This window comes from Rhizobium sp. 01T417, assembly GCF_056398905.1.
On sequence record NZ_JBFTQH010000006.1, the window covers coordinates 125,532 to 150,822 of the forward strand.

At 59.5% G+C, this 25,291-nt stretch carries 24 protein-coding genes; 10 read left to right on the forward strand and 14 right to left on the reverse strand.

Annotated features, from left to right (window positions below):
- Positions 1-73: 73 nt before the first annotated feature.
- From AC1DPR_RS08995 to AC1DPR_RS09035, 9 genes are all read right to left on the reverse strand, one after another.
- Positions 74-3,487, reverse strand: a complete 3,414-nt coding sequence (locus tag AC1DPR_RS08995; protein WP_477816156.1) for a TM0106 family RecB-like putative nuclease — start codon at positions 3,485-3,487, stop codon at positions 74-76.
- 713 nt (positions 3,488-4,200) lie between these two features.
- On the reverse strand, positions 4,201-4,968 hold the full coding sequence (locus AC1DPR_RS09000) for a fumarylacetoacetate hydrolase family protein (RefSeq protein ID WP_477816157.1): 768 nt from the start codon (positions 4,966-4,968) through the stop codon (positions 4,201-4,203).
- A 79-nt stretch (positions 4,969-5,047) separates the two neighbouring features.
- Entirely contained in the window at positions 5,048-6,424 is a 1,377-nt protein-coding gene (locus AC1DPR_RS09005; RefSeq protein ID WP_477816158.1) for an FGGY-family carbohydrate kinase, read from the reverse strand.
- On the reverse strand, positions 6,421-6,741 hold the full coding sequence (gene rhaM, locus AC1DPR_RS09010) for an L-rhamnose mutarotase (RefSeq protein ID WP_477816159.1): 321 nt from the start codon (positions 6,739-6,741) through the stop codon (positions 6,421-6,423). The genes AC1DPR_RS09005 and rhaM overlap by 4 nt, the downstream gene beginning before the upstream one ends.
- A complete protein-coding gene (locus tag AC1DPR_RS09015) occupies positions 6,738-7,751 on the reverse strand; it encodes an ABC transporter permease (protein ID WP_018856062.1) in 1,014 nt (337 codons plus the stop codon). The genes rhaM and AC1DPR_RS09015 overlap by 4 nt, the downstream gene beginning before the upstream one ends.
- A complete protein-coding gene (locus AC1DPR_RS09020; protein WP_026371636.1) occupies positions 7,748-8,749 on the reverse strand; it encodes an ABC transporter permease in 1,002 nt (333 codons plus the stop codon). The genes AC1DPR_RS09015 and AC1DPR_RS09020 overlap by 4 nt, the downstream gene beginning before the upstream one ends.
- Before the next feature lie 10 nt (positions 8,750-8,759).
- On the reverse strand, positions 8,760-10,295 hold the full coding sequence (locus tag AC1DPR_RS09025; RefSeq protein ID WP_477816160.1) for a sugar ABC transporter ATP-binding protein: 1,536 nt from the start codon (positions 10,293-10,295) through the stop codon (positions 8,760-8,762).
- A gap of 73 nt (positions 10,296-10,368) precedes the next feature.
- Positions 10,369-11,364 carry a rhamnose ABC transporter substrate-binding protein gene (rhaS, locus tag AC1DPR_RS09030; RefSeq protein ID WP_025661576.1) on the reverse strand — a complete coding sequence of 332 codons (996 nt, stop codon included), beginning with the start codon at positions 11,362-11,364 and terminating at the stop codon, positions 10,369-10,371.
- Positions 11,365-11,414: 50 nt separating this feature from the next.
- Positions 11,415-12,224, reverse strand: a complete 810-nt coding sequence (locus AC1DPR_RS09035) for a DeoR/GlpR family DNA-binding transcription regulator (protein WP_018856066.1) — start codon at positions 12,222-12,224, stop codon at positions 11,415-11,417.
- A 200-nt stretch (positions 12,225-12,424) separates the two neighbouring features.
- Here AC1DPR_RS09035 and AC1DPR_RS09040 point away from each other — a divergent pair, with 200 nt between their 5' ends.
- Entirely contained in the window at positions 12,425-14,521 is a 2,097-nt protein-coding gene (locus tag AC1DPR_RS09040; protein WP_477816161.1) for a bifunctional rhamnulose-1-phosphate aldolase/short-chain dehydrogenase, read from the forward strand.
- Positions 14,522-14,583: 62 nt separating this feature from the next.
- Complete coding sequence (gene rhaI / locus AC1DPR_RS09045) at positions 14,584-15,876, forward strand: L-rhamnose catabolism isomerase (protein WP_477816162.1); 1,293 nt, start codon at positions 14,584-14,586, stop codon at positions 15,874-15,876.
- A gap of 62 nt (positions 15,877-15,938) precedes the next feature.
- Here rhaI and AC1DPR_RS09050 read toward each other — a convergent pair whose 3' ends face one another.
- Positions 15,939-16,397, reverse strand: a complete 459-nt coding sequence (locus AC1DPR_RS09050; protein ID WP_026371637.1) for a carboxymuconolactone decarboxylase family protein — start codon at positions 16,395-16,397, stop codon at positions 15,939-15,941.
- 109 nt (positions 16,398-16,506) lie between these two features.
- Between AC1DPR_RS09050 and AC1DPR_RS09055 the strand changes: the two genes are divergently transcribed.
- Positions 16,507-17,379: a sigma-70 family RNA polymerase sigma factor gene (locus AC1DPR_RS09055; protein WP_477816163.1), complete on the forward strand. Its 873-nt coding sequence runs from the start codon at positions 16,507-16,509 to the stop codon at positions 17,377-17,379.
- A 76-nt stretch (positions 17,380-17,455) separates the two neighbouring features.
- On the opposite strand, the gene AC1DPR_RS09060 is transcribed toward AC1DPR_RS09055, so the two are convergent.
- Positions 17,456-17,665 (reverse strand): hypothetical protein, encoded by a 210-nt coding sequence (locus AC1DPR_RS09060; RefSeq protein ID WP_018856071.1) that lies wholly within the window; start codon positions 17,663-17,665, stop codon positions 17,456-17,458.
- Between the two features lie 128 nt (positions 17,666-17,793).
- Here AC1DPR_RS09060 and AC1DPR_RS09065 point away from each other — a divergent pair, with 128 nt between their 5' ends.
- Positions 17,794-18,417: a TetR/AcrR family transcriptional regulator gene (locus AC1DPR_RS09065; protein WP_026371638.1), complete on the forward strand. Its 624-nt coding sequence runs from the start codon at positions 17,794-17,796 to the stop codon at positions 18,415-18,417.
- A gap of 68 nt (positions 18,418-18,485) precedes the next feature.
- Positions 18,486-18,674, forward strand: coding sequence for a hypothetical protein (locus AC1DPR_RS09070; RefSeq protein WP_025661584.1), 189 nt, complete (start codon positions 18,486-18,488; stop codon positions 18,672-18,674).
- Between the two features lie 7 nt (positions 18,675-18,681).
- Here AC1DPR_RS09070 and AC1DPR_RS09075 read toward each other — a convergent pair whose 3' ends face one another.
- Both AC1DPR_RS09075 and AC1DPR_RS09080 read right to left on the reverse strand, forming a co-directional pair.
- Positions 18,682-19,119 carry a DUF1810 domain-containing protein gene (locus AC1DPR_RS09075; protein WP_018856074.1) on the reverse strand — a complete coding sequence of 146 codons (438 nt, stop codon included), beginning with the start codon at positions 19,117-19,119 and terminating at the stop codon, positions 18,682-18,684.
- A gap of 70 nt (positions 19,120-19,189) precedes the next feature.
- Positions 19,190-19,498, reverse strand: coding sequence for a hypothetical protein (locus tag AC1DPR_RS09080; protein WP_018856075.1), 309 nt, complete (start codon positions 19,496-19,498; stop codon positions 19,190-19,192).
- 225 nt (positions 19,499-19,723) lie between these two features.
- Between AC1DPR_RS09080 and AC1DPR_RS09085 the strand changes: the two genes are divergently transcribed.
- Genes AC1DPR_RS09085 through AC1DPR_RS09095 form a run of 3 tightly spaced genes read left to right on the forward strand, consistent with a single transcriptional unit; the run spans position 19,724 to position 22,802 of the window.
- The gene (locus AC1DPR_RS09085) at positions 19,724-21,094 is read left to right on the forward strand and encodes an amidase (protein WP_477816164.1); all 1,371 of its coding nucleotides are present in this window, start codon (positions 19,724-19,726) and stop codon (positions 21,092-21,094) included.
- A gap of 30 nt (positions 21,095-21,124) precedes the next feature.
- Positions 21,125-21,988: a sugar phosphate isomerase/epimerase family protein gene (locus AC1DPR_RS09090; RefSeq protein ID WP_477816165.1), complete on the forward strand. Its 864-nt coding sequence runs from the start codon at positions 21,125-21,127 to the stop codon at positions 21,986-21,988.
- A gap of 19 nt (positions 21,989-22,007) precedes the next feature.
- Positions 22,008-22,802: an HpcH/HpaI aldolase family protein gene (locus AC1DPR_RS09095; RefSeq protein ID WP_477816166.1), complete on the forward strand. Its 795-nt coding sequence runs from the start codon at positions 22,008-22,010 to the stop codon at positions 22,800-22,802.
- Between the two features lies 1 nt (position 22,803).
- Here the strand turns inward: AC1DPR_RS09095 and AC1DPR_RS09100 are convergent, their stop codons facing one another.
- A complete protein-coding gene (locus tag AC1DPR_RS09100) occupies positions 22,804-23,475 on the reverse strand; it encodes a spermine/spermidine synthase domain-containing protein (RefSeq protein WP_477816167.1) in 672 nt (223 codons plus the stop codon).
- Between the two features lie 594 nt (positions 23,476-24,069).
- On the opposite strand from AC1DPR_RS09100, the gene AC1DPR_RS09105 reads away from it, so the two are divergent.
- A complete protein-coding gene (locus AC1DPR_RS09105; RefSeq protein WP_477816168.1) occupies positions 24,070-24,354 on the forward strand; it encodes an acylphosphatase in 285 nt (94 codons plus the stop codon).
- A 214-nt stretch (positions 24,355-24,568) separates the two neighbouring features.
- Positions 24,569-25,276, forward strand: coding sequence for a L,D-transpeptidase (locus AC1DPR_RS09110; RefSeq protein WP_477816230.1), 708 nt, complete (start codon positions 24,569-24,571; stop codon positions 25,274-25,276).
- Positions 25,277-25,291: the final 15 nt, after the last annotated feature.

A 25,291-nucleotide genomic window follows, 5' to 3' on the forward strand; every position in this document is an offset into this window, starting at 1 on the left:
CTTCATCCTTGCACGGGCGTCTTCAGGGGGTGCCGACGAATAAGCGCTGTTTTTGGCTGGGAAGCGGAGAGTCTCACTGGCTGCCGACCACTTCGGCCAGTTCTAAATACCTGCAGAAAGCGTTGGCCAACTGCATCTGTCTCGGCGTCTTGCAGTCGGCATCGAAGATTGCCGGGGAGGCGACCAGGATCGCTAAGCACTTCGCCCGCGAGATAGCGACGTTGAAACGGTTGGCGCTATAGAGGAACTCCATGCCCCGGGGGGCTTCGGCATAGCTCGAAGTTGCCATGGTATAGATCGCAATTGGCGCTTCCTGGCCCTGGAACTTGTCGACCGTTCCCACTCTGGCAGTGGGCAGTCGTTTCTGGATTTCGAGGACCTGAGCATTGTATGGCGTAATGATTACAATATCGTCGATGGAAAGCGATGCCACCTGGCTCTTGCGGTCCAACCACGTTGGTCCGCACTCGAGGATCCGGGATACTAAAGACGCTACGGCATTGGCTTCTTCGATCGATGAGCTGGCGTTGCCCGAGTGCTCGACAGGCAGGTATCTCAAGCCCGATCCCTTTATCGGCCCTTCGGAGAGGATTTCTTGCTGGCCGCATGAAACGATCGGGGCCAGTTTCCCTTCATAGAAAAGCTCGGAAATGAAATCACAGACGTCTGGTTGCATCCGCCAGGTCTCGGCGAGAAAAAGCCCTTGATCGCGATCAATAGTCTGCCGTTCTCCGAGAACATGCTCGAGGGACGAAACACCGACCCCATCGGGATGGGTGCCTTGGGTGGGCTGGTCGAGTTGTTGTGGATCGCCGAGCAACACCAATCGTTTGGCTGCGTGGGACACCGCGAGCACATTGGCAAGGGACATTTGGGCGGCTTCGTCAACGAATAGAACGTCCAGCACGTCTTCCGCGTCCGGGCGAGCCCAAAGGAAGCTGGTTGCCCCGGCAACGTCTCGTTGCCCCAACTTCATCACATCCAGTAGATCTTCGTTTCTTTTCGCAAAGAGGAGATGCGCGGTACTCGCCTCGGTGTTGCCAGCCTCGGGCTTCTGGACGCAACGAATATCGATGGCCATCTCTTGCGCGGCTTCCATCGCCTTGTCGAGGAGGTTGCGGATCACCTTGTGGCTGTTGGCCGTAATTCCGACCTTCTTTCCGTCAGCAACGAACTGACAGATCATTCGCGCACCTGTGTGCGACTTGCCCGTGCCTGGCGGACCTTGGATCGGCAGGACGCCTCTTTCCATCTTGGCCGCTATGCGGATCGCCGCATCGAGAGTGCTTTCCCCTTCGTTTTGCAGAGGTTCGCCACCGATACACGGTGGCAGGCGGAGCAGCAGTTCCCGAGCTGCCTGATATCGGCCTTCACCCGTTATGCCCTCATCAGCCACATACTCGCCCAACCGCAGAAGCGCCTCGGCCTGCTCGTCGGCAGGGATATGCTCATGGACAAACACAGCTTGGGGATGGACAGTGGTGGTATCCGCTCTCTTCTTGATGTCTATCGTGAATTGGTCGCTGGCGATGTCAAGAGCGGTCCCGAGCGGAGCGCCGCCGGGCTGAAAAAGCGACTTTTCTGCGCGAACGTCGGTATCCTGAGGCGGGAACGTGTAACGGTGAACCGGGATCTTACCTTTGCCTCCGGCGACCTCCTCAACAAAGGAAAGTCCGGAAATCGCCGCGCGCTCGTCCAGTAGCTCATCAACACTGAGATCCCTGAGCCGGAATTTTTCCCAGTAAGACGCCTTGTCTTCACGACGATGCCAATCGAGGATGTTTGCGAGAATCCATTGCGCCTGCTCTTGTGGCGAACGCTGTTCGGGATCAACCGAGATGCCGGTCAAAAGGCGTTCGGACAGTTCGGCGACGCGCCGTTGGCGGGTGGATACTTTTTCGCTGGGGGCTTCGTCCATGAGCGGTCTACGAGGAACACTGACGCCGGTCGCGACAAGCTCGTCGCGCCGCTCTTCCAGCCAGTCCCTGAGATACCTGGTAGAGACGCAGTCATCCTCATTGTAGCCTCGAACGATATCCTTTTCGCCCTGCGTAATTGATGAGATGTCTTCAAGCTCCAGCCCGGCTTGGAGCGACGCCAATGCCACGTTTGCGTCCCGTAGAGCTATCGTGCGCTCATATCGATAAAACTGTTCAAGCCGTTTGATGGAGTAGCTCTCGACACTCGCACGCAATGCGTTTCGAATGACGCTGTAGAGATCCACGAAGACGAGATTCCGGAGAAGCTGATCGATCTCCTCTTCACGGGAGGCGTAGCGCCCCATCAACCTCTTCAAGGCAGCCGGTTCATAAGGAGCGAAGTGGTATATGTGGAGGCCAGGATAGGTCTCCCTTCTCTCGACGATGAAATCGATGAAGCGCTSGAACGCCGCCTTCTCGGCCTCTCGATCGAATGCCCAATCACATACATACTCTGCTTTGCCATCAGCGCCCCAGTATTGATACCCGAACAGGTATTCCAATCCATGTTCGCCAACAAAGGGGTCACCTTCGAGATCGAAGAACACGTCGCCGGGATTGGGTTCGGGCAACGCGGACAACCCGAGACCTGGTTGGACTTCAATCAGCTCAAACCGAGGCTCTCCCGATTGCCTTGATTCCGCCTGTATCCGCGCTTGCTCCCGAACCCTTGTGAACGACTGCACCGCCCCACGCTCTGGCTTCCAAGACATGGGTAGCGGCATGTGGGCGAGCTGGTCGAGCGTCCTGATATCGTGCTCAGCGAATTCCGCTATCTGGTTCCGGGAAATACCAGCGACGAAGGAGAGGTGATCGTCATTGCGTCGGCGTTTGTCGCAGGCATCGTACCAGCGACAGATGTCGCAATGTGACGTCGGGTGAGGGTAGGTCTCTGCCGGTTCAGCCAGCGTCGCCGCTTCCGCCGCCCGCTTCGCTTTTCGATAATAGGTTCCATAGTCGTCCAGGCGAAAGCGCTGCGGCTCGAAGTCAGACCATGGCGCGACAACATAGGCCGCATGGGGTTGCAGTCCCTGGGTGGATGCCAACAGGTCCGAGTACAGACAGAGCTGCAGTACGGTGCCGCCCCGAGTCTCCCGGGCCAGCTTGGTATCCATAACTTCATAAGACCACTGTCCGAGATCGCTTGGCCGCTCGACGCGTCTCAGAATGTCAGCGCGACCAGCCCAGCGACCATCGTGAAGAGCGGCCTGCACTATGATATCGGGGCCTCGGCGCATGGCAGCGAGGGTCTGTGCCACCCAGACGTCCTCGATGCCGACGCCGTCGATCTTTTCGACAGAGAGACCGCTTGAGGTGAGGTGATCAACAAAGGCTGCCTCGTGCCTAAAACCGCGCTCCCTCAGGATGTCTAGAAGTGGATCCCACTGCACCGGCTTTGAAACCGCGCCGGACATGACCTGGAGGTCGAGGGACGTGAGATGCTCGCAGTTGAGATGGCCGACGAGATCCGACGCCGAAAGTTGAATTTGGTTGAGAAGCGTCTTCATTTGCTCATCTTACGCGAGAGAAGCCTTCGCAGCGAGCTTATTGAAAGCGAAGTTCGTTGAGGTCGATGCGCGGATGGAAACGATAGGATGGCATTGGCCTACTGTGCCGCAGGAGATTTATCGCTTAGTTTATTGATAAGTGTAGTTTCGGTATTTCCCTGCGAGCAGCTCTCTTATTTTCGGTGAGCCGCCTCCTCAGCCGAGTTATTAGCTGCAGTGCTTCGGACGGCGTCAACTTGACGCTGCTTGACCAAACCTCTGCTGGACAACCCGTCGCGGTGACGACCGCGCCGTCGGCCTCATCCTTGTACGTTGGGAGATCGCCTTGTGACCGCACCGAACGCGCTTGACCATGATACAGGCCCGCGAATGATTGACCGTTCCTCGAACATCTGCGATCGCCAAGAGTACGCTGACCGCTTATCGCGTCTGCCGCTTTCCAGTGAGTGCCCAAGCGTTGCGTATCTTCTGAAGCCGCGAGGAAATCTGCTCCTTTGGGGGGGAGAGGCCGATATTCCATTGCGAAAATCAGCCAAAGCCTGAGCCTCCAGCCTAGTTCTGCCGGCTGATCCGTCCCGGTCACCGATTGGCCTGCCAAGCTGGTGATCTACGACTGACCACGTCCCGTTTTCAAATGTTGTATCCGATAGCATCGCATTCTGAAGCGATTGATTTGGTGTGGCAACATCAGCCTGAGAACACTTTGAATGCAGTTAGACGAGGGCCAGTCGCAAATAGGCAGATCCCCCAAAGGCAATTTCGATTTCGCCTGGTGTGACAAGTTCGATCGCGCCACAGAGCGTGCCCGTCGTGACGAGCGCGCCAGCCTTGAGCGATGTGTTTGGCCGCATCCCATCATTTGCGTAGTCCAGGAGCCACGTCAGGACATCCCCCTTGGGATGCTGGGCGGGCGCATCATAGAGCGGCTGGCCGTTGAACGTCACCTTAAGTGCCGTTCCGCTTGCCGTGTCGACCGCCGACTTTGGCACGCGCGGACCGAGCACATAGCCGCTGTTTCCCAGTCGATCGGCCAGAAACAGAAGGAACGAGATCTTGCTGCTCTCCTCAACGGCGCTGGCCAGAAGTTCGGCGCCGAGATGAACGGCGTCGATCGCGTCGACGATGTCGGCTCGGCTGTAGCTGCCCTCCCGGCGGATCGGCAGGTCACGGCCGAGGCGAACGGCGATCTCTGCCTCGAATTTGGTGCCCCTCTGCCACGGAATTTGCGCCCCTGAGTCAGCCTGCACATAAGGGTGCAGTGGCGCGGTTACCGCCTGCCCGTCGGGCGAGACCGTCACCTTCCAGGCGTTGCTTTCGATCGCCTCATCGGCGGCGAGAAAATTCTGCGCGTCCATCGCGTGCCGGAGATCGGCAGGCAGGGAAAACCCCGCGGTCGGTGCCTGGTTTCGTGAACGGCGCAGACCGTGTAGTTTTGCTGCGAGTGCGCGCGGATCAAAGGGTGCGGCGGCCGAATCTGCCATGAGGTCTCCTCCTTTTGCTTTGAGTCGCGAGCCTATAGCTAACGCTTAGATGGAGCGAGGGGTCTTGATGGAAAGACTGCTATGCCATCGCTGCATGCCAAGATCGACGGTAGGCGTCGAGCCCGGAGACAGGGCTTCGCGTGACATGGCGCTCGGCGCCGGCAGGTGGCTTGATGCCGGTCAGCAGAGCGGCGCCCTGGCTCGTTCCGGTCGATCCGGGGACGGCGATGACATCGCGGTTGGTTAGAGCCGCAAGCAGCGTCAGATACGTATCGTTGAGCGCAAATGGTCCTTCCACGATGACCGGGCCCCGCGCGCCGATCAGATCGAGGCAGGCCTGGTTCATCATGGCGAGATAGAGACAGAGCGCGGCGTAGCGCTCTTCGGGTGTCACGTCTTGGGCGTTGACCCAACGCGCGCTTTTGCCGGGGAATGGGCCGGAGCCCGGCGCAACATTCGCAAGCAGCATCAGGCGCTTTGCTATCGCCTGCTCGAGCGCCGAGGCGACTTTTTCCTTGTCAACCTGTCCGATTTCGCCCGAGATCGTTTCATATTCGCGTCCGCCCATGAAGCGGGACGAGGGAACGGCCCGGCCATAGGCATCGACATTGGCGAGTGTGTCGCGCTTGGGATCGAGATGATCGAGATCGCCGCCGACCCCGAAATTGATCACCCATGTGCCCGTCGAGACAACTGCGAAAGGCGCTGGGCGGTCAAGCAGATGTGGCAGAAGCGACGCGTTGGAATCGTGAATGCCACAATAGACCGGGATTTTGCGGGTGAGGCCGATCGCGTCGGCAATATCAGGCAGGACCGGTCCGAGCGGATCGAAGGCCGAACGGATCGGCGCCATCAGGTCACGGATGCCGAGAGTATCGACCAGCGAGGAATAGCGGCCGTCGCGCGGGTTCCAGAGGTCGGTGTGGCAACCGAGTGAGGTCACCTCGTTCGACACGACACCGGTCAGCCGTGCTGTCCAGTATTGCGGGTAGGTGAGGATCGTTGCCACCTTGGCAAAATCATCAGGGAAGGCAGTCTTCTGGTAATGCAGCTGCGCGCCGATGTTCAGGCCCATCGTTTGGTGCGGCGAAAAGGTTTCTTCGAAGGGTGGGCGCAGTCGCGCATATGCGTCGCTGATGTCTTCGGGATATTCGTGCTCGTAGTCGAGCACCGGCATGGCCAGATTGCTCGTCCTGTCGAGAAGCGCAGTCGAGGCTCCATGCGTCGTGATCGAGATGGCGTCGAAACCCGGCTCCCTGGCGAAGGAGCGAAGGGCATCCAACGTGAAGGACCACAGCGTATCGATATCGTAGTGCGGATAAAGTCCACCCTTGAGAACCGTGTTCGGAGTTCTCGCCACGGCGATTTCGGCGCCGGTCGCGCTGTCCAGGACCACGACCTTGGCATTGGTCTTGCCGATGTCGAGAACGGCGATGCGGCTGTAATTCGGCGTCATGGCATATGGAAGACGGTGACGAGGTCGCTCTGGACGGGGGAATTATCCGGGTTGGTTGCCATGATGTCGGCCATGTGCGCCCACCACTTCCTCATGACCGGGTGGTCGGGCAGGCTTGCCATCGTGTGGTCAGCGGGGCGTGTCAGCACACCGAATAGCGTGTTCGTTTCGCGGTCGAGATGGATCGAGTAGTCGCTGGCGCCGGATTTGTGCAGCAGGTCGACCAGCTCCGGCCAGATTTCGTCATGCCGCTTCCTGTACTCGGCTTCCATGCCGGGGTTCAGCGTCATCTTGAAGGCGTGTTTTTCCAACTTCATTTAGAACTCATGGCTTTGAGACGGCGGGCGACGATCGGGATCGCGATGGTGATGATCAGCAGCAGGCCGATGAAGATCGACATGACGATGCCGGGCACATTCAAGAGGCCGAGGCCGAAGGTGACAAGGCCCATGACGAAGGCGGCAATGACGACGCCGCCAATCTTGCCGGAGCCACCGAGGATCGAGACGCCGCCGAGTACGACCATGGTAACGACTTCGAGCTCCCAGCCCTGAGCGATCGAGGGGCGGGTGGAGCCGAGGCGTGAGGTCAGGCAGACGGAGGCGACGCCGCTCATCACGCCCGTCAATATGAACAGGATGAATTTCACGCGCTCGACCGGGATGCCGGAGAACCGGGCGGCGAAGTCGTTATTGCCGATCGTATAGACCTGACGGCCGAAATTCGTGGCATGCAGCAGGATCGCAAAGGCGATTGCGAGCACAATGAAGAGCACGAACTCGAAGGAGAAGACCCAGAAGACATAGCCCTGGCCGAAGAAGGCGAAATCGTCCGGATAGCCTCCATAGGCCTGATCGCCCAGGACGATGTAGGAGATGCCGCGAAACAGGCTCATCGTGCCGATCGTCACGACGATCGACGGCAGCTTCATGACGGAAACGAGAAACCCGTTGAACATGCCGCAGAGCAGGCCAACGCCGATGCCGATGAGAACGAGGCCGGGTGCCCCGACACCGACTTGCGCTGCCGCTCCCATGGCGGTCGAAGCAAGTGCGATAATGGCGGCAACCGACAGGTCGATCTCGCCGGCAATGACGAGCAGCGCCATGGCAAATGCGATCATCGCCTTTTCAGTGAAATTGAAGGTCGCGTCCGAAAGGTTCCAGGCGTCGAGGAAGTAGGGGGATGCCAGCGAGTTGAAGATGAAGATCAAGACAGCAACGCCGAAGAGGAGGACCTCCCAGCTCGACATGATGCGCTTGAACGGCGTGCCGAGGCGGTCCGGGATGACGCGCTTTTCGCTCGGGGCGGAAACGACGGTGCTCATGCTGCCACCTCTGCTGGTGTCTCTGCTGCGGCCTTGTCACGCAGGATGATGCGGCCACGATTGCGCTCGCGCCTTGCGTTGAAGACGACGGCAAGGATGATGACGGTGCCGGAAATCGCCATCTGCGTGAACGGCGAGATGCCGATGACGGGAAGGGCATTCTTGATGACACCGAGGAACAGGGCGCCAAGCACGGTACCGATCACCGAGCCGACGCCACCGGCAATCGAGATGCCGCCGATAACACAGGCTGCAACGCTGTCGAGTTCGAAGCCGTTGGCAATATCGACATAGGCGACCGCATAACGCGAGACCCAGAGATAGCTGGCAAGCCCGGCGAGCGCTCCCGACAGAACAAAGGCAAGGAATTTCGTCCAGCCGACATCGATGCCGGCGTAGACCGCAGCCGTCGGATTGCCGCCGGCAGCATAGGCAGAGCGGCCAAACTGGGTGTGTTTCAACAGCATGTAGATCAGCGCGACGATGATGATCGCGGCCCAGCTCAGGATCGGCATGCCGAGGACGACGGTGCGCGGCACGTTGAGAAAGGTCGGCGTCATCTGGTGCGCGTTGACCCATTCGCCGCCTGACAGGACGAAAGCCATGCCGCGATAGATGGTGAGTGTGCCAAGCGTGACAACGATTGGCGGAATTTCCAGCGCCCAGACAAGGAAGCCGTTGATCGCGCCGAGAAAGGCGCCGATCAGGATCGCGGCGAGGATCAAGACGATCAGCGGCAGATCGGGATAGGCGGCGTTCATCATCGCAATGGCCATGCCGGTGAAGGCAAGGTTTGCAGCAACCGACAGGTCGATCGACTTCGTCAGGATGACGGTCATCTGAGCGAGCGCAAGGATGATCAGGATCGACGTGTCGTTGAAGATGGCAGCAAGGTTGCCGGGTGTCGCGAAATCCTGGGCTCTCGTCGAGAAGGTCGCAACCATGATCGCGATAATGATGAACAGCAGGGTTTCGCGTTTTTTCAGGAGTCTCGACATTCCGATTACCTCAAGCATTACCGGTCGCGGCGCGAACCAGCGTTTCCGGCGTCAGATCCTTGCGCTCGAAGAGGCCGGCCATGAGGCCTTCCTTCATGACGAGGACTCGATCGGACATTCCAATGATTTCCGGCAGTTCTGACGAGATCATGATGATCGACAGTCCCTCGGCGGCAAGCTCGCTGATGAAACCGTGCACGGCCGCCTTCGAACCGATGTCGATGCCCTTTGTCGGCTCGTCGAGGATGATCACCTTCGGCAATGTTGCCAGCCACTTGCCGATGACCACCTTCTGTTGGTTGCCACCCGACAGCGTCCCGACGGGAACCGAGAGCGCTGCTGCACGAAGGTCCAGGCGCTCGGCATATTTGCGTGCCAAGGCAAATTCATTGGCGGCCTTCAGGAAACCCTTGCGCGATGTGCGCCCGAGCGACGGCAGCGTCATGTTCTGGTAAATCGGCATGGGCAGCGCCAGGCCGTGGCGACCGCGTTCTTCCGGTACGTAGACGATGCCGGCGCGGATCGCATCGAGTGGCGAGTGGATTGTCAGCGCCTGGCCCCCAAGCTTCAGCGTGCCCGATGCGGGTTTGGTGATACCGAACAGCGACTGGCAGAGCTCGGAGCGACCGGCGCCGATCAGGCCGTAGACACCAAGGATCTCGCCCTTTCGAAGCGTGAACGAAATGTCGCGAAACTCTGTCTGGTGACAGTATTTCTCGACCTCGAGCACCGGACCTCCGATGGCCACTTCAACCTTGGGAAATGCATTTTCGACATCGCGACCGACCATGAGACGGACGATATCGTCCTGCGGCGTCTGCTTGAGTTGGCCGTGGCCAACAGCGCGACCGTCGCGGAAAACGACGTAATTGTCGGCGATCTCATAAAGCTCGTCGAACTTGTGGCTGATGAAGAGGATCGCCTTGCCCTGTGCCTTCAGGCCCTCGACGATGCGGAAGAGGTCATCGATTTCCTTGCGCGACAGTGCTGCGGTAGGTTCGTCCATGATGACGATGCGCGCTTCGATGGAAAGTGCGCGAGCAATTGCGACAAGGTGACGCTGAGCAATTGAGAGATCCTTGAGACGGATCGTCGGATCGATGTTGCTTTCAAGCGAATGGAGCAATTCCTTCGACCGACTGTTCATCAGTTTCCAGTCGATCGTGCGGAACTTCGTGCGCGGCGCGTGGCCGAGGAAGATGTTTTCAGCAACCGTCAACTCGTCGAAGAGTACGGTTTCCTGGTGAATGGCGGTGACGCCGACGTCGATGGCGGCCTGCGCATTGGCGAAGGTGGTCGGCTTGCCGTCGACGATGATCTCGCCTTCGTTCGGCCGGTAGATGCCGGTCAGGATCTTGACGAGTGTGGATTTGCCGGCGCCGTTTTCACCGATCAGGGCGGTAACCTTGCCGGGGTAGAGCGCGATGCTGACGTTATCGAGCGCCTTCACGCCGGGGAAGATCTGCGAAATGCCGCGCATCTCGAGGATCGCGGGCGCCTCGTCCGTCTTGAAACCCGCGACGGATTGTTGAAGGGCAGTGTTCATCAGCGTTTACCAGTGTTCAAATGAAAAGTCCCGGCGGCGCGAACCGCCGGGTTTTTGCTTGGATGAGCGAGGCTTAGAAAACCTTCGAGAACTGGTCGATGTTCGAAGCGTTGTACACGAACGGATCGGACATGGCGGCTTCGCCCTTGTCGTCGATCTTGATCTTGCCCATGCGGCCAGCTTCGATTTCGGTGCCCGGCTTGCCGGTCGCGTCACCCTTTACGAGGTGGTAGGCGATCTGCGTGGCAGAGTAACCGAGGTCGATCGGGTTCCAGATGGCGAATTCCTTCGTTGCACCAGACTTGATCGCGCCAGCCATTTCAGACGGCAGGCCGAGGCCGGTCACGTAGACCTTGCCGACAAGACCCTTGTCTTCGACAACCTTGGAAGCGGCCAGTACGCCGACCGTCGTCGGAGCGACGATGACCTTGACGTTCGGGTTCGACTTCAGCAGGCCCTCGGCTTCGCGATAGGACTTGTCAGACAGATCGTCGCCGTAAACTGTCGTGACGAGGTTGAGGCCCGGGAAGTCCTTGAGCTGCTTCTTCATCTGGTCGATCCAGATGTTCTGGTTGGTCGAGGTGGTCGTTGCCGACAGGATTGCGAAGTCACCCTTGCCGCCTTCCAGGTGGTCCTTGGCGAGCGTCAGGCACATCTTGCCGATCAGCTCGTTGGACGACGGGTTCAGCTGCAGGATGCGGCCGTCCTTGTTGACGCCGGAATCCCAGGAGATGACCTTGATGCCGCGCTGCTTGGCCTTCTTCAGGGCCGGTACGACAGCGTCCGGGTCGTTGGCGGAGATGGCGATGGCATCAACGCCCTGGGCGATCAAAGAGTTGATGACTTCGATCTGGCCCTCTGCCGTCGTCGAGGTCGGGCCGGTGTAGATGACTTCCACGCCGCCGAGTTCCTTTGCCGCTTCCTGTGCGCCCTTGTTGGCGGCTTCGAAGAAGCCGTTGCCGAGAGACTTCACGACCAGGCCGATCTTGACGTCCTTGGCGCTTGCTGCGCCTGCCATCAGGGCCACCGCAAAGGCGACGCCGACGGCGAGTGATTTTGCGAATTTCATGCTTTATCCTCCCACGTTGATAAGACTTAACTACATCCTGACGGGGCCCCTCAGGCAACCGACGAGGAATCCTCCTTCACTTGCGAGATCGTGCTCGCAATGACGAGCTTGATGCCCGCATCCTCGATCATCCGGACGGAGTCCTCGGGAACACCGTCGTCCGTAATGATCGTCGAAACACGGTCGAGCGGGCACAAAATGAGGCTCGACCGGCGGTGAAATTTGCTGGAATCGACCATGACAACGAGTTCGTCGGCCTGGTGCATCAGCTTCTGTTCGCTTTGAATGATCTGCGCGTCGGATTCCATGATGCCGAGCGGACCGACGCCCTGCGCGCCGATGAAGAAGCGGCGAGCGTAGAAATTGCGGATCGCATCATTGTCGAATGGCGACAGGATCAGGCTCTGCTCGCGGTAGATCACCCCGCCGGGGACCGTTACCGTGTTCTTCGAGTGCTTGACCAGATGCTCGGCAATCGCAAACGAGTTGGTCATCACCTGCATGCGATGGGCGGCCATGAAGTGCACCATCTGAAACGTGGTGGTCCCACCATTGATGATGATCGCATCGCCCTGATCGCAGAGATCAACGGCAGCGCGCGCTATTGAGCGCTTTTTATCGATGTTGACTGATTCCGAAACCCTGAAGGGCCGCCCGGCCAGATTGCCGAGTTGCGGCGGATGCACGGCCTCTGCGCCACCGCGTACACGCCGGATCTTTCCCTGCACATGAAGGGCCGCGATGTCACGCCGGATCGTCGCCTCGGAAGCCTCGGTCAATTCGGAAATATCCTGAATCGTAACGACCGACTTTTCCTGAACGGCGCTCAATATGATGCGATGGCGTTCGCGTTCGTGCATGGGGTTCCTCCTAGCTTGCTTATTTCGCAGTTGTGAGAATGTGTCAATCAAAAACGATCATAAAATTTCATATTGCGCTGCAGCATAATCGATTTTGATCGTTTTCGATTGACAATGTCCGTTTTGATGAGCGATACCGTGACCGCAAAGGAGCGTCGAGTTCGTTCGCGCGTCCAAGAAATTTTACATGGGAGGATGACATGGCGGCAACCGTCCGGCTTCTTGATAACCGTTGGGACGATTCATACGCGGCAGGCCTCGATGAGCCTGGAAAGCTGCTCTATCGCTCGAATTTGCTGGGTGCCGACAAGCGCATCACCAACTATGGCGGCGGGAACACCTCTGCCAAGGTCATGGAGACCGATCCGCTGACCGGCGAGAAGGTCAAGGTTCTCTGGGTCAAGGGTTCGGGCGGCGACGTCGGGACCATCAAGCTTGACGGCTTCGCCACTCTTTATCAGGACAAGCTCGTTTCCCTGAAGGGCATCTATAAGGGCGTCGAAGACGAAGACCGCATGGTCGGCTTCCTCCCGCACTGCACCTATAACCTCAACAGCCGTGCGGCCTCGATCGACACGCCGCTGCACGGTTTCGTGCCCTTCACCCATGTCGATCACATGCATCCGGACGCGATCATCGCAATCGCTGCCTCCAGGAACTCCAAGGAATTGACGAAGCAGATCTTCGGCGACGAAATCGGTTGGCTGCCGTGGCGCCGCCCGGGCTTCCAGCTCGGCCTCGACCTCGAAGCCTTCGTCAAGGCAAATCCGAATGCCAAGGGCGTCGTGCTCGAAAGCCACGGTCTCTTCACCTGGGCAAACGATGCCAAGGCCTGCTACGAGCTGACGCTCGACATCATCAACAAGGCGATCGTCTGGTTTGCGGAAAAGACCGAGGGCAAGACGATCTTCGGCGGTGCTGCCACCCTGAGCCTGCCGGTCGAGCAGCGCCGTGCCATTGCGGCTCGCCTGATGCCTGAAATCCGCGGTCGCATCGGCAAGGCAGAGCGCAAGCTCGGCCATTTCGACGATCAGGATGCGGTTCTCGAATTCGTCAATTCTAAGAATCTGCAGCCGCTTGGCGCGCTCGGCACCAGCTGCCCTGATCATTTCCTGCGCACCAAGATCCGCCCGCTGATCGTCGACTTCGATCCGGCAAAGCCCGATGTGGACGCGATCGTTGCCGGTCTCGACAAGGCGCTCGAAGATTACCGTGCCGACTACGCGCGCTACTACAACGACTGCAAGCATGACAATTCGCCCGCCATGCGCGATGCGAACCCGGTCATCTTCCTCGTTCCCGGCGTCGGCATGCTGTCCTTTGCCCGCGACAAGGCGACAGCCCGTATCGCCAGCGAGTTCTACGTCAACGCCATCAACGTCATGCGCGGTGCCTCGACCGTTTCCGAATATCAGGGCCTGCCTGAGCAGGAAGCCTTCGATATCGAGTACTGGCTGCTCGAAGAAGCCAAGCTTCAGCGCATGCCGAAGCCGAAGAGCCTTGCAGGCAAGGTTGCCTTCGTCACCGGCGGTGCCGGCGGCATCGGCCGTGCGACCGCTGCCCGCCTGATCGGCGAGGGGGCCTGCGTGGTCCTGGCCGATATCGACCAGGAAGCGCTCGACAACACGAAGGCCGATTTCGCTAAGCAATTCGGCGCCGACGCCGTGCGCGGCGTCAAGCTTGATGTAACCAAGGAGGACGGCGTGATCTCGTCCTTCGCGGAAGCCTGTGTTGAGTTCGGTGGCGTCGATATCCTTGTGTCGAATGCTGGTATCGCTTCGTCCGCCCCGATCGAAAGCACTGAGCTTTCGATGTGGAACAAGAACATCGACATCCTGGCGACCGGCTACTTCCTCGTGTCGCGCGAGGCGTTCCGCCTGTTCCGCAAGCAGGATCTCGGCGGCAACGTCGTGTTCGTCGCCTCCAAGAACGGTCTGGCATCGTCGCCGAATGCTGCTGCCTATTGCACGGCCAAGGCTGCCGAGATCCATCTTGCCCGTTGCCTGGCGCTCGAAGGCGCAGAAGCCGGTATTCGCGTAAACACCGTCAATCCGGACGCCGTGCTGCGTGGTTCGAAGATCTGGAGCGGAGAGTGGCGTGAACAGCGGGCGGCATCGTCCAAGATCGAGATCAACGAGCTCGAGGAGCATTACCGCAAGCGTTCCATGCTGAAGCTCAATGTCTTCCCCGAGGACATCGCCGAAGCCATCTACTTCCTGGCGTCGGATCTCTCGGCGAAATCAACCGGCAACATCATCAACGTGGATGCCGGCAACGCTCAGAGCTTCCCGCGCTAAGTCCAACTGCTGCGGCGGGCAAATGCCCGCCGCCTTTCATCCACATGTCCGGGGAGGAACCCATGGCCGAGTCAAAAATCGCGCAGGACCTGATTGCGCAGGAAAACGACAAGCGCGCAGCAGCGCTCAAATCCGACTATGAAGCGCTCGGCGCCAATCTGTCGCGCCGCGGCATCGACATTGAAAACATCACGCGCCGCGTATCCGAGTTCTTCGTCGCTGTTCCGTCCTGGGGCGTTGGCACCGGCGGCACCCGCTTTGCCCGATTCCCCGGCACCGGCGAACCGCGCGGCATCTTCGACAAGCTCGACGACTGCTCCGTCATCAACGAGCTGACGCGCGCCACGCCGAACGTCTCCCTGCACATTCCGTGGGACAAGACAGATGCCAAGGAACTGAAGGCAAAGGGCGATCAGCTCGGCCTCGGTTTCGACGCGATGAATTCGAACACCTTCTCCGATGCGCCGGGCCAGAAGCATTCCTACAAATTCGGTTCGCTCAGCCACACCGACGCTGCAACACGTGCGCAGGCGGTTGAGCACAACATTGAATGTATCGAGATCGGCAAGGCGATCGGCTCGAAAGCATTGACGGTCTGGGTTGGCGACGGCTCGAACTTCCCCGGCCAGAGCAATTTCACCAAAGCATTCGAACGCTATCTCGCCTCGATGGCCGATATCTACAAGGCTCTGCCTGACGATTGGAAGCTCTTTTCCGAGCACAAGATGTATGAGCCGGCCTTCTATTCCACAGTCGTGCAGGACTGGGGCACCAACTACCTCATCGCCCAGACGCTCGGCCCGAAGGCACAGTGCCTGGTCGACCTTGGTCACCATGCACCGAACACCAACATCGAAATGATCGTTGCCCGCCTGATTCAGTTCGGCAAACTCGGCGGCTTCCACTTCAATGACTCGAAGTATGGTGACGACGACCTCGATGCCGGTGCGATCGAACCCTATCGCCTCTTCCTCGTCTTCAACGAGCTGGTCGAGGCAGAGCAGCGCGGCGTCAACGACTTCAATCCGGCCCACATGATCGACCAATCGCACAACGTGACCGATCCGATCGAAAGCCTGATCAACAGCGCCAACGAAATCCGCCGCGCCTACGCGCAGGCGCTGATCGTCGATCGCAAGGCGTTGGCTGGCTACCAGGATGAAAACGACGCGCTGATGGCGACCGAAACGCTGAAGCGCGGCTACCGTACGGACGTCGAGCCGATCCTTGCAGAAGCGCGTCGCCGTTCTGGTGGTGCGGTCGATCCAGTGGCGACATACCGCGCGAGCGGCTACCGCGGGAAGATTGCCGCCGAACGCCCGGCCTCGATTGCCGGCGGCGGCGGCATCATCTGACCCTTAGCCTCCCTAGGCCGTTTTATCGGGCCGCTGTCGACGAGACAGCGGCCCGATTCCGTTTACGGCTTCCATTCACCGGCAATCTGACGGGTGGCGATGTTCAGCCGGTTCCAGACGTTGATGTTGGCGATGGCGATGACAAGGGCTGCCAGGCTCTTGCCGTCGAAATGCCGCGTGGCTTCATCCCAGATGTCGTCAGGCACTGGGTCGGCGCGATCGCTGACGCGGGTGACCGCCTCCGTCAGCGCAAGGGCTGCGCGTTCGGCCGGCGTGAAATAGGGCGTGTCACGCCAGGCGCTGACGGCAAACAGGCGCTCGTCCGTCTCGCCAGCCTTCTTGGCGATCCGTGGATGTCCGTCGATGCAGACGCTGCAACCATTGATCTGGCTGGCGCGTAGATTGACGAGTTCCAATAGGATTGGCGACAGACCTGTTTTGGCGGGTATCGTCCCGAGGGCATGCAGCGCCTGCATTGCGTCGGGAATGACGATCGCCGGATTTCCCATTCTTGCTTGCATCACGTTTCTCCATGGTGTGTTTTCCAAACTGACGCCGCCGGACGTGCTGTCACATCGGCCGGCTTTTGTTCGTCATGGAGTTGACGGAACACCGTGGAGGAATGTGACAATGGATGAGAAAAATTGGCTGGCGGGAGAATTTGAGGCGAATCGGGCGCATCTGGGCGCCGTCGCCTATCGCATGCTGGGCTCCCGCGCCGAGGCCGACGACGCTGTTCAGGAGGCCTGGCTGCGGCTCGGCCGCTCTGATGCTGACGCGATCGACAATATCAGCGGCTGGCTCACGACGGTTGTGGCGCGCATCTGCCTCGACATGCTGCGGTCGAGAAAGACACGCCGGGAAGAGCCGTTCGATCTACCCGTCCATGAACGCCTGGCCGACACGTCCAAGACCGTTGATCCGGAGCGGGAAGTGGCTTTTGCCGACTCCGTCGGCATGGCGCTACTCGTTATCCTCGAAACATTGGCGCCGGCCGAGCGCGTTGCCTTCGTGCTGCACGATATGTTCGATCTCCCCTTCGACGACATTGCGCCAATCATTCATCGCTCTTCGGCGGCAACGCGACAACTGGCAAGCCGTGCTCGCCGTCGGGTTCAAGGCAAGACCGATGTGCCGGAGGCGGACGCAGCGCGCAAGAAGCAGATCGTCCACGCATTCCTTGCGGCGTCGCGCCTCGGTGACATCAGGGCGTTGCTGTCAATCCTCGATCCGCAGGTCGTGTTCACCCCGGACACTGCGGCGATGCGGTACAACCCTTCGGTTCGCGAGCTTTTCGGCGCGGATGCGGTGGCAGAGACGTTCAGGGGTCGGGCTCAGGCGGCGCAGCCGGCGATGATCGATGGAGAGTTAGGGCTGGTGGTGGTCGTGGGGGGACACCTGCGCGTCGTCCTGCTTCTGACCTTCGATGGCGAGAAGATCGCCGGGATCGATGCCGTCGCCAACCCCGACTATCTCGCCAGCTTGAAATACGACTTGCTCTAAAAATAACAGTTCAAACGAAAAGAGCCGTCGCTTGGCCAGCGACGACTCTCACAGGGGCAGGGAAGCGCCCGAAACTTCAGCAATAGCTGCACATGGCAGCCGGGTTGTTTGGGATCACGTTCAGAAACTTGCCCACTGGAGAGGTCCGCTGTTCGCGCTTCCTGGCGGCCGTCTCAAGCAGACGCTTGAAATCGTCAAGTTTCACGCCGTCGGCACGGAGCACCATGGCGATTAGGGGGTCGTGAAGGGCTTCGGTAATGGTCAGGTCTTCTCTGGTCTTGCTCATGGTTTGCCTCCTTTCGTGGGCGGTAGCCCGTGTTTCACCCTGTTGCGATCAAATCAACCACGTTGACTTCCGCAGAGAGTGGTGTTACCGGTAAGTAACAATGCATTTGTTACCGATCGGTCACATGGATGTCAAGGACCTTGTCCGCAAAAAAATCAGAATCATTGAGCCTGCTGTCTCCCGCAAATACTGACGAGAAAATCCCGCCACGGGAGCGCATCGTCTCCACCGCTGCCGAGCTTTTTCGCGAGCACGGCATCCGTGGCATCGGTGTGGATGCGATTGCAGATGCGGCGCTGACCAACAAGATGACGCTCTACCGGCATTTCGGCTCCAAGGACGAGCTGGTCTGCGAGACGCTGCGCCGCGCTTCGGAAAGAGCCGAAACAATCTGGCGCGATCTCGAGACAACCCATCCCGGCGACCCGAAGGCGCAGCTCAGGGCATGGATCGAAGCGCGAACGCAAAGCCTTTGCGGCGAGCACGTCGGCTGTGATCTCGCCAATGCAGCCATTGAGCTGAAAGGTGAGGGGCATCCCGCCTATAGCGTGATCGAGCGCCACAAGGCTGAGCAACGCGACCGGCTCGAAGCGCTCTGTCGAGCAGCCGATGCGCGCGAACCGAAGCTGCTGGCCGATACACTGACGCTCCTTCTGGAGGGGGCTCGTGTTACGCGGCAAGCCATGGGCAACGACACATGTTGCAATCATTTCTCCAAGGCCTGCAACGCTGCCATCGCCGCCTTTGCGTGATGGCACCCGCCGATCGGCGGGAACCATATGCCTTTATGCCCGTTTCGGAAGATGCGGGAAGTAAAGGCATGGACTATCTCTATCTTCATCGTCTGTATGCAAAACGAGCCGAGCTCGAGGCAAAGCTCGAGCTCTATGAGGCGCGCGATTGCTTCGGTGACGAAGAGATCGATGATGGCACCGATCAAGAGCTGCGAGAGAAGCTCAGCGAAATTTCAAGCGAGATCGATACGCTGGAGCGCTCGCGCGCGCCCTGAACGTGCTCTAGCTACTGGCGTCCAGAAGCTGAATGGTGCGATCGTCGAACTCGCCGCGATAGAGCCGATCAACGACTTTGTGGAAAGCCGACCCGTGATCGCTGATCGCCGCAAAGAGGGTCATGGACGACCGCAGCTTGAGATCATCAGGAGACCCAAGGATCTCATGGGCGGATTTGCCCTCGATCGAAAGGACGGCATCGACACAGCGCAATAGTCTGCTACCGAGGACGGGGTCCGCGAGATAGGCGGTGGCCTCTTCCGCCGAGCGGATGGCGTATTTCTCTGCCATGGATGATGAGCCGAGCCCGGCAATCTGGGGAAATATGAACCACATCCAGTGGGATCGCTTGTGTCCGGCTCTCAATTCCGAAAGCGCTCGCTCGTAGGCACCATTCTGCGCATGAACAAAGCGATCCAGATCATAATCAATCTCATCGGGCATCGACGATCCTCCCCTTGCGCATAATTATATCATGGGGGAGGGTTGTCCATGCCCGGAACTCGACAGGTCCTCAGCAGGACCTGTCCGGGTATGGGCTGTGCTCCCGGCAATAATCGACCGAGGGCAATGAATCCGAGATTGACCCGACAGCTGCCGTGTCGAGGCCCGATGCCATGGGGGCCGTGAAATGGACCGTCAGTCCTGCAATGCCTAGAAGGGCAAAGGCCGCAAGAACGATGAAGCGTTCTGATATTGAAGGTTTATGTGCACCAACATGCTCGGCGTATTCGCGTTCACCCATGCCATTCAACTCGTCATCTGTTGCGTGGTGGTGTGCCACGTCGCCACGCGCCGCGTTCCAACTCTCGCTGTTTGTCATTTTGTTAACTCCTACACTGATGCGTGCACCGACACATGATCGTCCTCTCGCCGGCGAACAGCACGAATACGCATGTGTGTTCTTTTGGACCTCGATTGAAGACCGGATACACAAACGCAGTGTTCATAAAATCGAACCAATCGGTTTGATTTGGAACTTTGAGGGCTTGGCTCCTCGACAAAATTCAGCTTAGTTCGGATGATCAGTCAGATTGCGGATGCCCCCATGACCAAATCATTTGGCGCGATGTCCATCGCGCAGCTTTCCAGTCTCATTCAAACAACAGCGGTCGATCCCATCGAAGTGACGGAAGCTGTTATCGACGGCATCGAGGCCTATGCCGACCAGGCGGCCTTTACGGCAATCTTCAAGGATCGCGCAACGGAAGAGGCGAAGGCCTCATCGAAGCGAATGAGAGAGGGTCGCTCGTACGGAATGCTGGACGGCATACCGATCGCCTGGAAGGACCTGTTTGACATCAAGGGGCGGACAACGACGGCCGGGTCGACAGTACTGGCCAGAGAGCCGGCTGCGCAGGCGGACGCGGCTGTCGTGGCAACGCTGAAACAGGCGGGCATGGTCTCGATTGGCTGCACGAACATGAGCGAGTTCGCCTTCTCCGGGCTCGGCCTCAATCCACACTACGGCACGCCGCGCAATCCGCGCAGCAATGATGTTCCGCGCATTCCGGGTGGCTCATCTTCCGGCGCTGGCGTTGTGGTGGCAGCTGGCCTCGTGCCGGTGGCGATGGGGACGGACACGGGAGGTTCGGTGCGCATCCCGGCTGCCCTCAACGGTATCGTCGGATACAAGGCAACGCGCGGTCGCTATCCGATGGCAGGCGTCTTCCCGCTGGCAAAGAGCCTGGATTCGCTTGGTCCGCTCTGCAGGACCGTTCAGGATGCGGTGTGGATCGACGCGGGAATGCGAGGCGCGTCAGCGCCGTCAATAGCCGCTCGCCCACTCAAGGAGTTGGACATCGTTATCCCTGACAATATCGTTTTCGATGGTGCTGAAGCTGGCGTGGTCGCAACTTTCGAGACGGCGGTCGATTGGCTGGAGGCGGAGGGTGCATCGATCAGCCGGATCAAGATTCCGGCTTTTGATGAGATATTGGCGCTGATGGCTCGATATGGTGCCCTGGTCACGGCCGAAGCCTATGTGCTTCACCGCGAGCGATTGGCTGGGCCTGCGGCTGACGACATGGATCGCCGCGTGGTCGTGCGCACTCGACTGGGCGAGAAGACCACGCTTGCGGCCTATCTGGCGATCCTTGAAGCCCGCGAGCGGTTGATCGCCGATGTCGACCGCCTTGTCGGTGACAGCTTCGTTGCGTTTCCGTCGGTCGCCCATGTGGCGCCGCCGATCGCGCCATTGGAGGCCGACGACGATTTGTTTTTCGCAACCAACGGGAAGACCTTGCGCAATACGCTTTTCGGCAACTTCCTCGATTGGTGCGGCGTATCGATCCCCTGCGGGACGGGAGATGCCGACATGCCGGTCGGCTTCCTGCTTTCTGCCGTGGGCAAGCGGGACGAAGCGCTCCTTGGCGCGGCGCTTTCGGCGGAGACAGTTATCCGCGGAGAATTTACGTGAGATCGTAGGCATTGCTCCCGGGAGGAGAACATGACTGAAAGCAATTTGCAGAATGGACGTTTTGCAGTTTCGACGTGGTCGCTGCATCGGCTCCTGGGGGCCGTCTATCCCTACAGCCCCGATCCGGAAAAAAGTGCGGCACCCAAGGAGCCATATGGGCCGGGGCGTTCCGCGCTGACCGACATTCCCGGGCAACTTGCCAAACATGGTATCGGACGGCTTGAGATATGCTCGTTCCATCTGCCAAGCATCGAAGCGGCCTATCTCGCGGAGATGCGCTCAGCGCTTCAGGACGCCGGCATCCTGCTTCAGACACTCCTCGTCGAAGATGGCGATCCCAGCCATCCAGAGACCGCGGAACGCGACATTCAGTGGATTGCCGGCTGGATTGGCGTCGCGGAAGCGCTTGGCGCCAGGAACATGCGTGTGATCGCCGGCAAGCAGATGCCGACCGCAAAAAACCTTGAGCGGGCCGCGGGCCATCTCGGTTGGCTTGGAAAGCAGGCCGAGAACAGCGGCGTTCGCATTGTCACGGAGAATTGGTTCGACCTTCTGCCTTCGCCGAAGGAAACCAATTGGCTGCTCGATACACTGCAGGGCAAAGTCGGCCTGAATGGCGACCTCGGAAACTGGGCTGCGCCTGAAAAATACGCAGGCCTTTCCGACATCATGCGCCGTGCGGAACTCTGCCACGCCAAGGCCAATTTCAATGAAGCGGGGCTTGATAGCGCCGACTACCGCAAGTGCCTGGAAGCGTGCCGGACGGCAGGTTACGGCGGACCATATACCTTGATCTACGATTCACCATTCTTTGCCGATGAGTGGGACGGCATCCTGCTTGAAAAGGCATTCATCGAGGACTTCCATCAGGAAAAGCAGCGCGCGGCTGGCTAAACCGCGAAAGGAGCATGGCATGACTGGCGCAACGACGATCGACGGCTTCGCAAGGCGGATCAGAAGCGGTGGGGGCGGATTGATTTCCGCGTGGATCGGCATTCCCGATCCGCTTTTCGTCAATCATCTGGCGCAAGAGGCCTTCGATGCCATCGTGCTGGATATGCAGCATGGCGTCTGGGATATCGGATCGGCAGCCGTTGGCATTGGCCAGGGGCGGCTTGCCGGCAAGCCGGTGCTCGCCCGAATTCCGGTCGGTGATTTCGCATCAGCCTCGCGTCTTCTCGACGCGGGAGCCTCGGGCATCATTGCGCCGATGATCAATTCGGTGTCTGACGCCGAGGCCTTCGCCAAGGCCACCAAGTATCCGCCGGCCGGCGAGCGCAGCTGGGGGCCGACGCTGGCGATCAACCACACGGGACTTTCGGCCGCTGAGTATCTCGCGACCGCGAATGAAGAGACCGTGGCCATTGCCATGATCGAGACGCGTGCAGCCCTTGATGCTGCGGATGAAATCATGCGTGTTGAGGGAATTGACGGTATTTTCGTCGGCCCGTCCGATCTCTCGATTGCCCTGTCGAATGGAACGAAGCTGGCACCTGACACGGCGGAGGTCGACGGCGTTCTCAAGCACCTCATCGCCCGTTGCCGTGCTCACGGCAAATTCGGCTGTGTCTTCGGCAGCAACGGCGAGCGGGCCGGAGAATTGTTGAAGATGGGCTTCGATCTCGTCGTTGCCGGGGCCGACACGCAACAGCTACGGTCGGGCGCCGCCAGCGCGATTGCCGCCGCGCGACGCGTTCAGTCAAGCTGAACTACTTGACCGCCAGCCAGATGACATGACGCGCGCCTCCGCGTTTTCCGTTGGCGCGCGTATTGACGGCCTCGACGGCAAAGCCGCAGTCACGAAGCCGACGGGTGAAACCGGCATCCGGCCCGGATGACCAGACGGCAAGAACACCTCCGGGTCGCAAGGCATCGCGTGCGGAACGCAGGCCAGCGAAATCGTAGAGGCTGTCGTTGGAACGACGCGTCAGGCCGTCCGGCCCATTGTCGACGTCAAGCAGGATGGCGTCGAATTTCGCCTTGCTTTGCCGGATCAGTACGCCAACATCGCCTTGATGGATGGCGACACGCGGATCGTCGAGACACCCTTGAAAAACCGCCGACATCGGACCGCGTGCCCATTGCACCACCGCCGGCACCAGCTCTGCAACCGTGACGGATGCATCCGCCGGCAGGGCCGAGAGGGCGGCACGCAGCGTGAAGCCCATTCCGAGACCACCGATCAGCATGTTCGGGCGAGGACGTCCCGCGATCTTATCACGGGAAAGTGTTGCGAGCGCCTCCTCCGAGCCGCTCAGGCGGCTGTTCATCAGCTCGTTAGAGCCCAGCATGATCGAAAATTCGCTGCCTCGTTGCTTGAGGCGCAATTCGCCGCTTTCTCCGGGGATGGGCGCGGAATCTAGTTGGACCCAGGGGAGCATGTCTGTCGTGCCTCGCGTTGCGCGGTTCCCCTAGCACAAAAGAACTTCCCCGCGAACCGCCAGCGGCACGCGGGGGACGTTTTCGAAGTGATTGATCAATTGTTGTTCCGGCACGCCTGATTGGTAAGGGTGTTGGTTCCACCCCGAACCACTCGGTGCTGGCCCTCGGGGCAACCGGTCCACTGTATGGAGTTGGTGCTCGTCGTCGTGGTGCCAAAGTCGATCGGTATCGAGAACCCGCCTCCACCTGTTCCTTCAGTATCGGGCGAGGTTCCAAGCGGCGGCGACCCGTCGAGGCGGCCGCTGCTGTCCATCCCCATATTTGCTTGCGCAAAGGCTGAACCGGTGAAACTGAGGAGGAGCACTGAAGTCACTGCGATAAGCCTGCGCATGATCGAGATCCCTTCAAGTTGAAGCACTTACCAATGTAGCGCGTCATTCGATTCAGTCCAGCGGAACAAGCAGTGATGGCGTTGAAAATCGCGCAATAGCAAATGATGCTTAACAGCCGGCGCAAGCGGCTGCGCCGGCAGTGCTTGAATTCTCTCCTCGTGCGCCAGATTGCTTAGAAGGCGCGGACCAACGGAGGCAAGCATGGGCGAGAATTCCAAAGCCGTTCGGGTGCGGATATCCGGTCTGGTCCAGGGCGTCAGTTTTCGCGTGTGGACACGGGTCCGGGCTGAGGAGTTCGGCCTTGCGGGCTGGGTGCGCAACGAGACCGATGGATCCGTGACGGCGCTTATTGCGGGGCCGGAGACGGCTGTCTCGGCGATGCTGAAGGAATTTTGGAAAGGCCCCCCCGGCGCGTCGGTGCAAGCTGTCGAGGCCGAACCGGTATCCCCTGAGAGCGTCCCCTCCGGATTTCGGATTACGGCATAGCGCGGATTGGGAGAAACCGCGAGCTCCTCGCAGAACCGGAACGCGGCTATGGGCAACAGCCAATTGTTGTCCTCTTTCAACAGTCTCGCCGTAACGCGACCTCGTCCTGCATTTCTGATGACCGAAAACACATTTCAGCCATGGTATGAGCGAGTAGACATGTCTTGCCTGACTGAAACATGAATCGGAATCTTTGAAATTGCATGCCACCTCCATGATCCGACCGCTGTTGGCAGCGGCCGGTGCCTCACTTCTTGCTGCTTGTACGCAACTTCCCTCAGAACGAATTGTCGCAACTGCCCCGGCTCCCTCCATTGAGACGATTGCGCCCGAACCAGAGCCGCAGCCTGCGATCCAGCCCGTGGAGCGGGCTTCCGAGAAGCCGGACTACTCCCTCGCTTATGCCGAAGTCGACGAGGGAGAGTTTCGCTGGCCGGCGATAAATTACACAGCGGTCCATCCCGACTATTTGCGCCAGGAAGTCGATTATGCGACGGACGAGCCGCCGGGCACCATCGTGGTCGAGACGGAGAAAAAGTTTCTCTACCTGGTGCTGAAGGATGGACGAGCCATTCGCTACGGTGTGAGCCTCGGTGCCCAGGGCCGGGCATGGAAGGGGCGTGCAATCATTCAGTGGAAGCGAAAGTATCCGACATGGACACCGACACCGTCGATGATCAGTCGCAATCCGAAACTCGAACAGTGGAAGCAAGGCATGCAGCCCGGCGTGAACAATCCCCTCGGGGCACGCGCGCTATACATCTTTCAGGACGGCCAGGACACGCTCTATCGCATCCACGGCTCTCCGGAATGGCAAACGATCGGCAAGAACGCCTCGTCTGGCTGCGTACGGATGTTCAATCAGGACGTCATCGACCTCTACGAACGTGTGAGAGGCAAGGCGCCACTGCTTGTGAAGTGAACACCGCCTGACGCA

Bases quoted from the DNA above. Each gene is read 5' to 3' on its own strand.
- AC1DPR_RS09000 (WP_477816157.1), bottom strand. From the start codon at position 4,968: ATGGCAGATTCGGCCGCCGCACCCTTTGATCCGCGCGCACTCGCAGCA.
- AC1DPR_RS09005 (WP_477816158.1), bottom strand. From the start codon at position 6,424: ATGACGCCGAATTACAGCCGCATCGCCGTTCTCGACATCGGCAAGACC.
- rhaM (WP_477816159.1), bottom strand. From the start codon at position 6,741: ATGAAGTTGGAAAAACACGCCTTCAAGATGACGCTGAACCCCGGCATG.
- AC1DPR_RS09015 (WP_018856062.1), bottom strand. From the start codon at position 7,751: ATGAGCACCGTCGTTTCCGCCCCGAGCGAAAAGCGCGTCATCCCGGAC.
- AC1DPR_RS09020 (WP_026371636.1), bottom strand. From the start codon at position 8,749: ATGTCGAGACTCCTGAAAAAACGCGAAACCCTGCTGTTCATCATTATC.
- AC1DPR_RS09025 (WP_477816160.1), bottom strand. From the start codon at position 10,295: ATGAACACTGCCCTTCAACAATCCGTCGCGGGTTTCAAGACGGACGAG.
- rhaS (WP_025661576.1), bottom strand. From the start codon at position 11,364: ATGAAATTCGCAAAATCACTCGCCGTCGGCGTCGCCTTTGCGGTGGCC.
- AC1DPR_RS09035 (WP_018856066.1), bottom strand. From the start codon at position 12,224: ATGCACGAACGCGAACGCCATCGCATCATATTGAGCGCCGTTCAGGAA.
- AC1DPR_RS09040 (WP_477816161.1), top strand. From the start codon at position 12,425: ATGGCGGCAACCGTCCGGCTTCTTGATAACCGTTGGGACGATTCATAC.
- rhaI (WP_477816162.1), top strand. From the start codon at position 14,584: ATGGCCGAGTCAAAAATCGCGCAGGACCTGATTGCGCAGGAAAACGAC.
- AC1DPR_RS09050 (WP_026371637.1), bottom strand. From the start codon at position 16,397: ATGCAAGCAAGAATGGGAAATCCGGCGATCGTCATTCCCGACGCAATG.
- AC1DPR_RS09055 (WP_477816163.1), top strand. From the start codon at position 16,507: ATGGATGAGAAAAATTGGCTGGCGGGAGAATTTGAGGCGAATCGGGCG.
- AC1DPR_RS09060 (WP_018856071.1), bottom strand. From the start codon at position 17,665: ATGAGCAAGACCAGAGAAGACCTGACCATTACCGAAGCCCTTCACGAC.
- AC1DPR_RS09065 (WP_026371638.1), top strand. From the start codon at position 17,794: ATGTCAAGGACCTTGTCCGCAAAAAAATCAGAATCATTGAGCCTGCTG.
- AC1DPR_RS09070 (WP_025661584.1), top strand. From the start codon at position 18,486: ATGGACTATCTCTATCTTCATCGTCTGTATGCAAAACGAGCCGAGCTC.
- AC1DPR_RS09075 (WP_018856074.1), bottom strand. From the start codon at position 19,119: ATGCCCGATGAGATTGATTATGATCTGGATCGCTTTGTTCATGCGCAG.
- AC1DPR_RS09080 (WP_018856075.1), bottom strand. From the start codon at position 19,498: ATGACAAACAGCGAGAGTTGGAACGCGGCGCGTGGCGACGTGGCACAC.
- AC1DPR_RS09085 (WP_477816164.1), top strand. From the start codon at position 19,724: ATGACCAAATCATTTGGCGCGATGTCCATCGCGCAGCTTTCCAGTCTC.
- AC1DPR_RS09090 (WP_477816165.1), top strand. From the start codon at position 21,125: ATGACTGAAAGCAATTTGCAGAATGGACGTTTTGCAGTTTCGACGTGG.
- AC1DPR_RS09095 (WP_477816166.1), top strand. From the start codon at position 22,008: ATGACTGGCGCAACGACGATCGACGGCTTCGCAAGGCGGATCAGAAGC.
- AC1DPR_RS09100 (WP_477816167.1), bottom strand. From the start codon at position 23,475: ATGCTCCCCTGGGTCCAACTAGATTCCGCGCCCATCCCCGGAGAAAGC.
- AC1DPR_RS09105 (WP_477816168.1), top strand. From the start codon at position 24,070: ATGGGCGAGAATTCCAAAGCCGTTCGGGTGCGGATATCCGGTCTGGTC.
- AC1DPR_RS09110 (WP_477816230.1), top strand. From the start codon at position 24,569: ATGATCCGACCGCTGTTGGCAGCGGCCGGTGCCTCACTTCTTGCTGCT.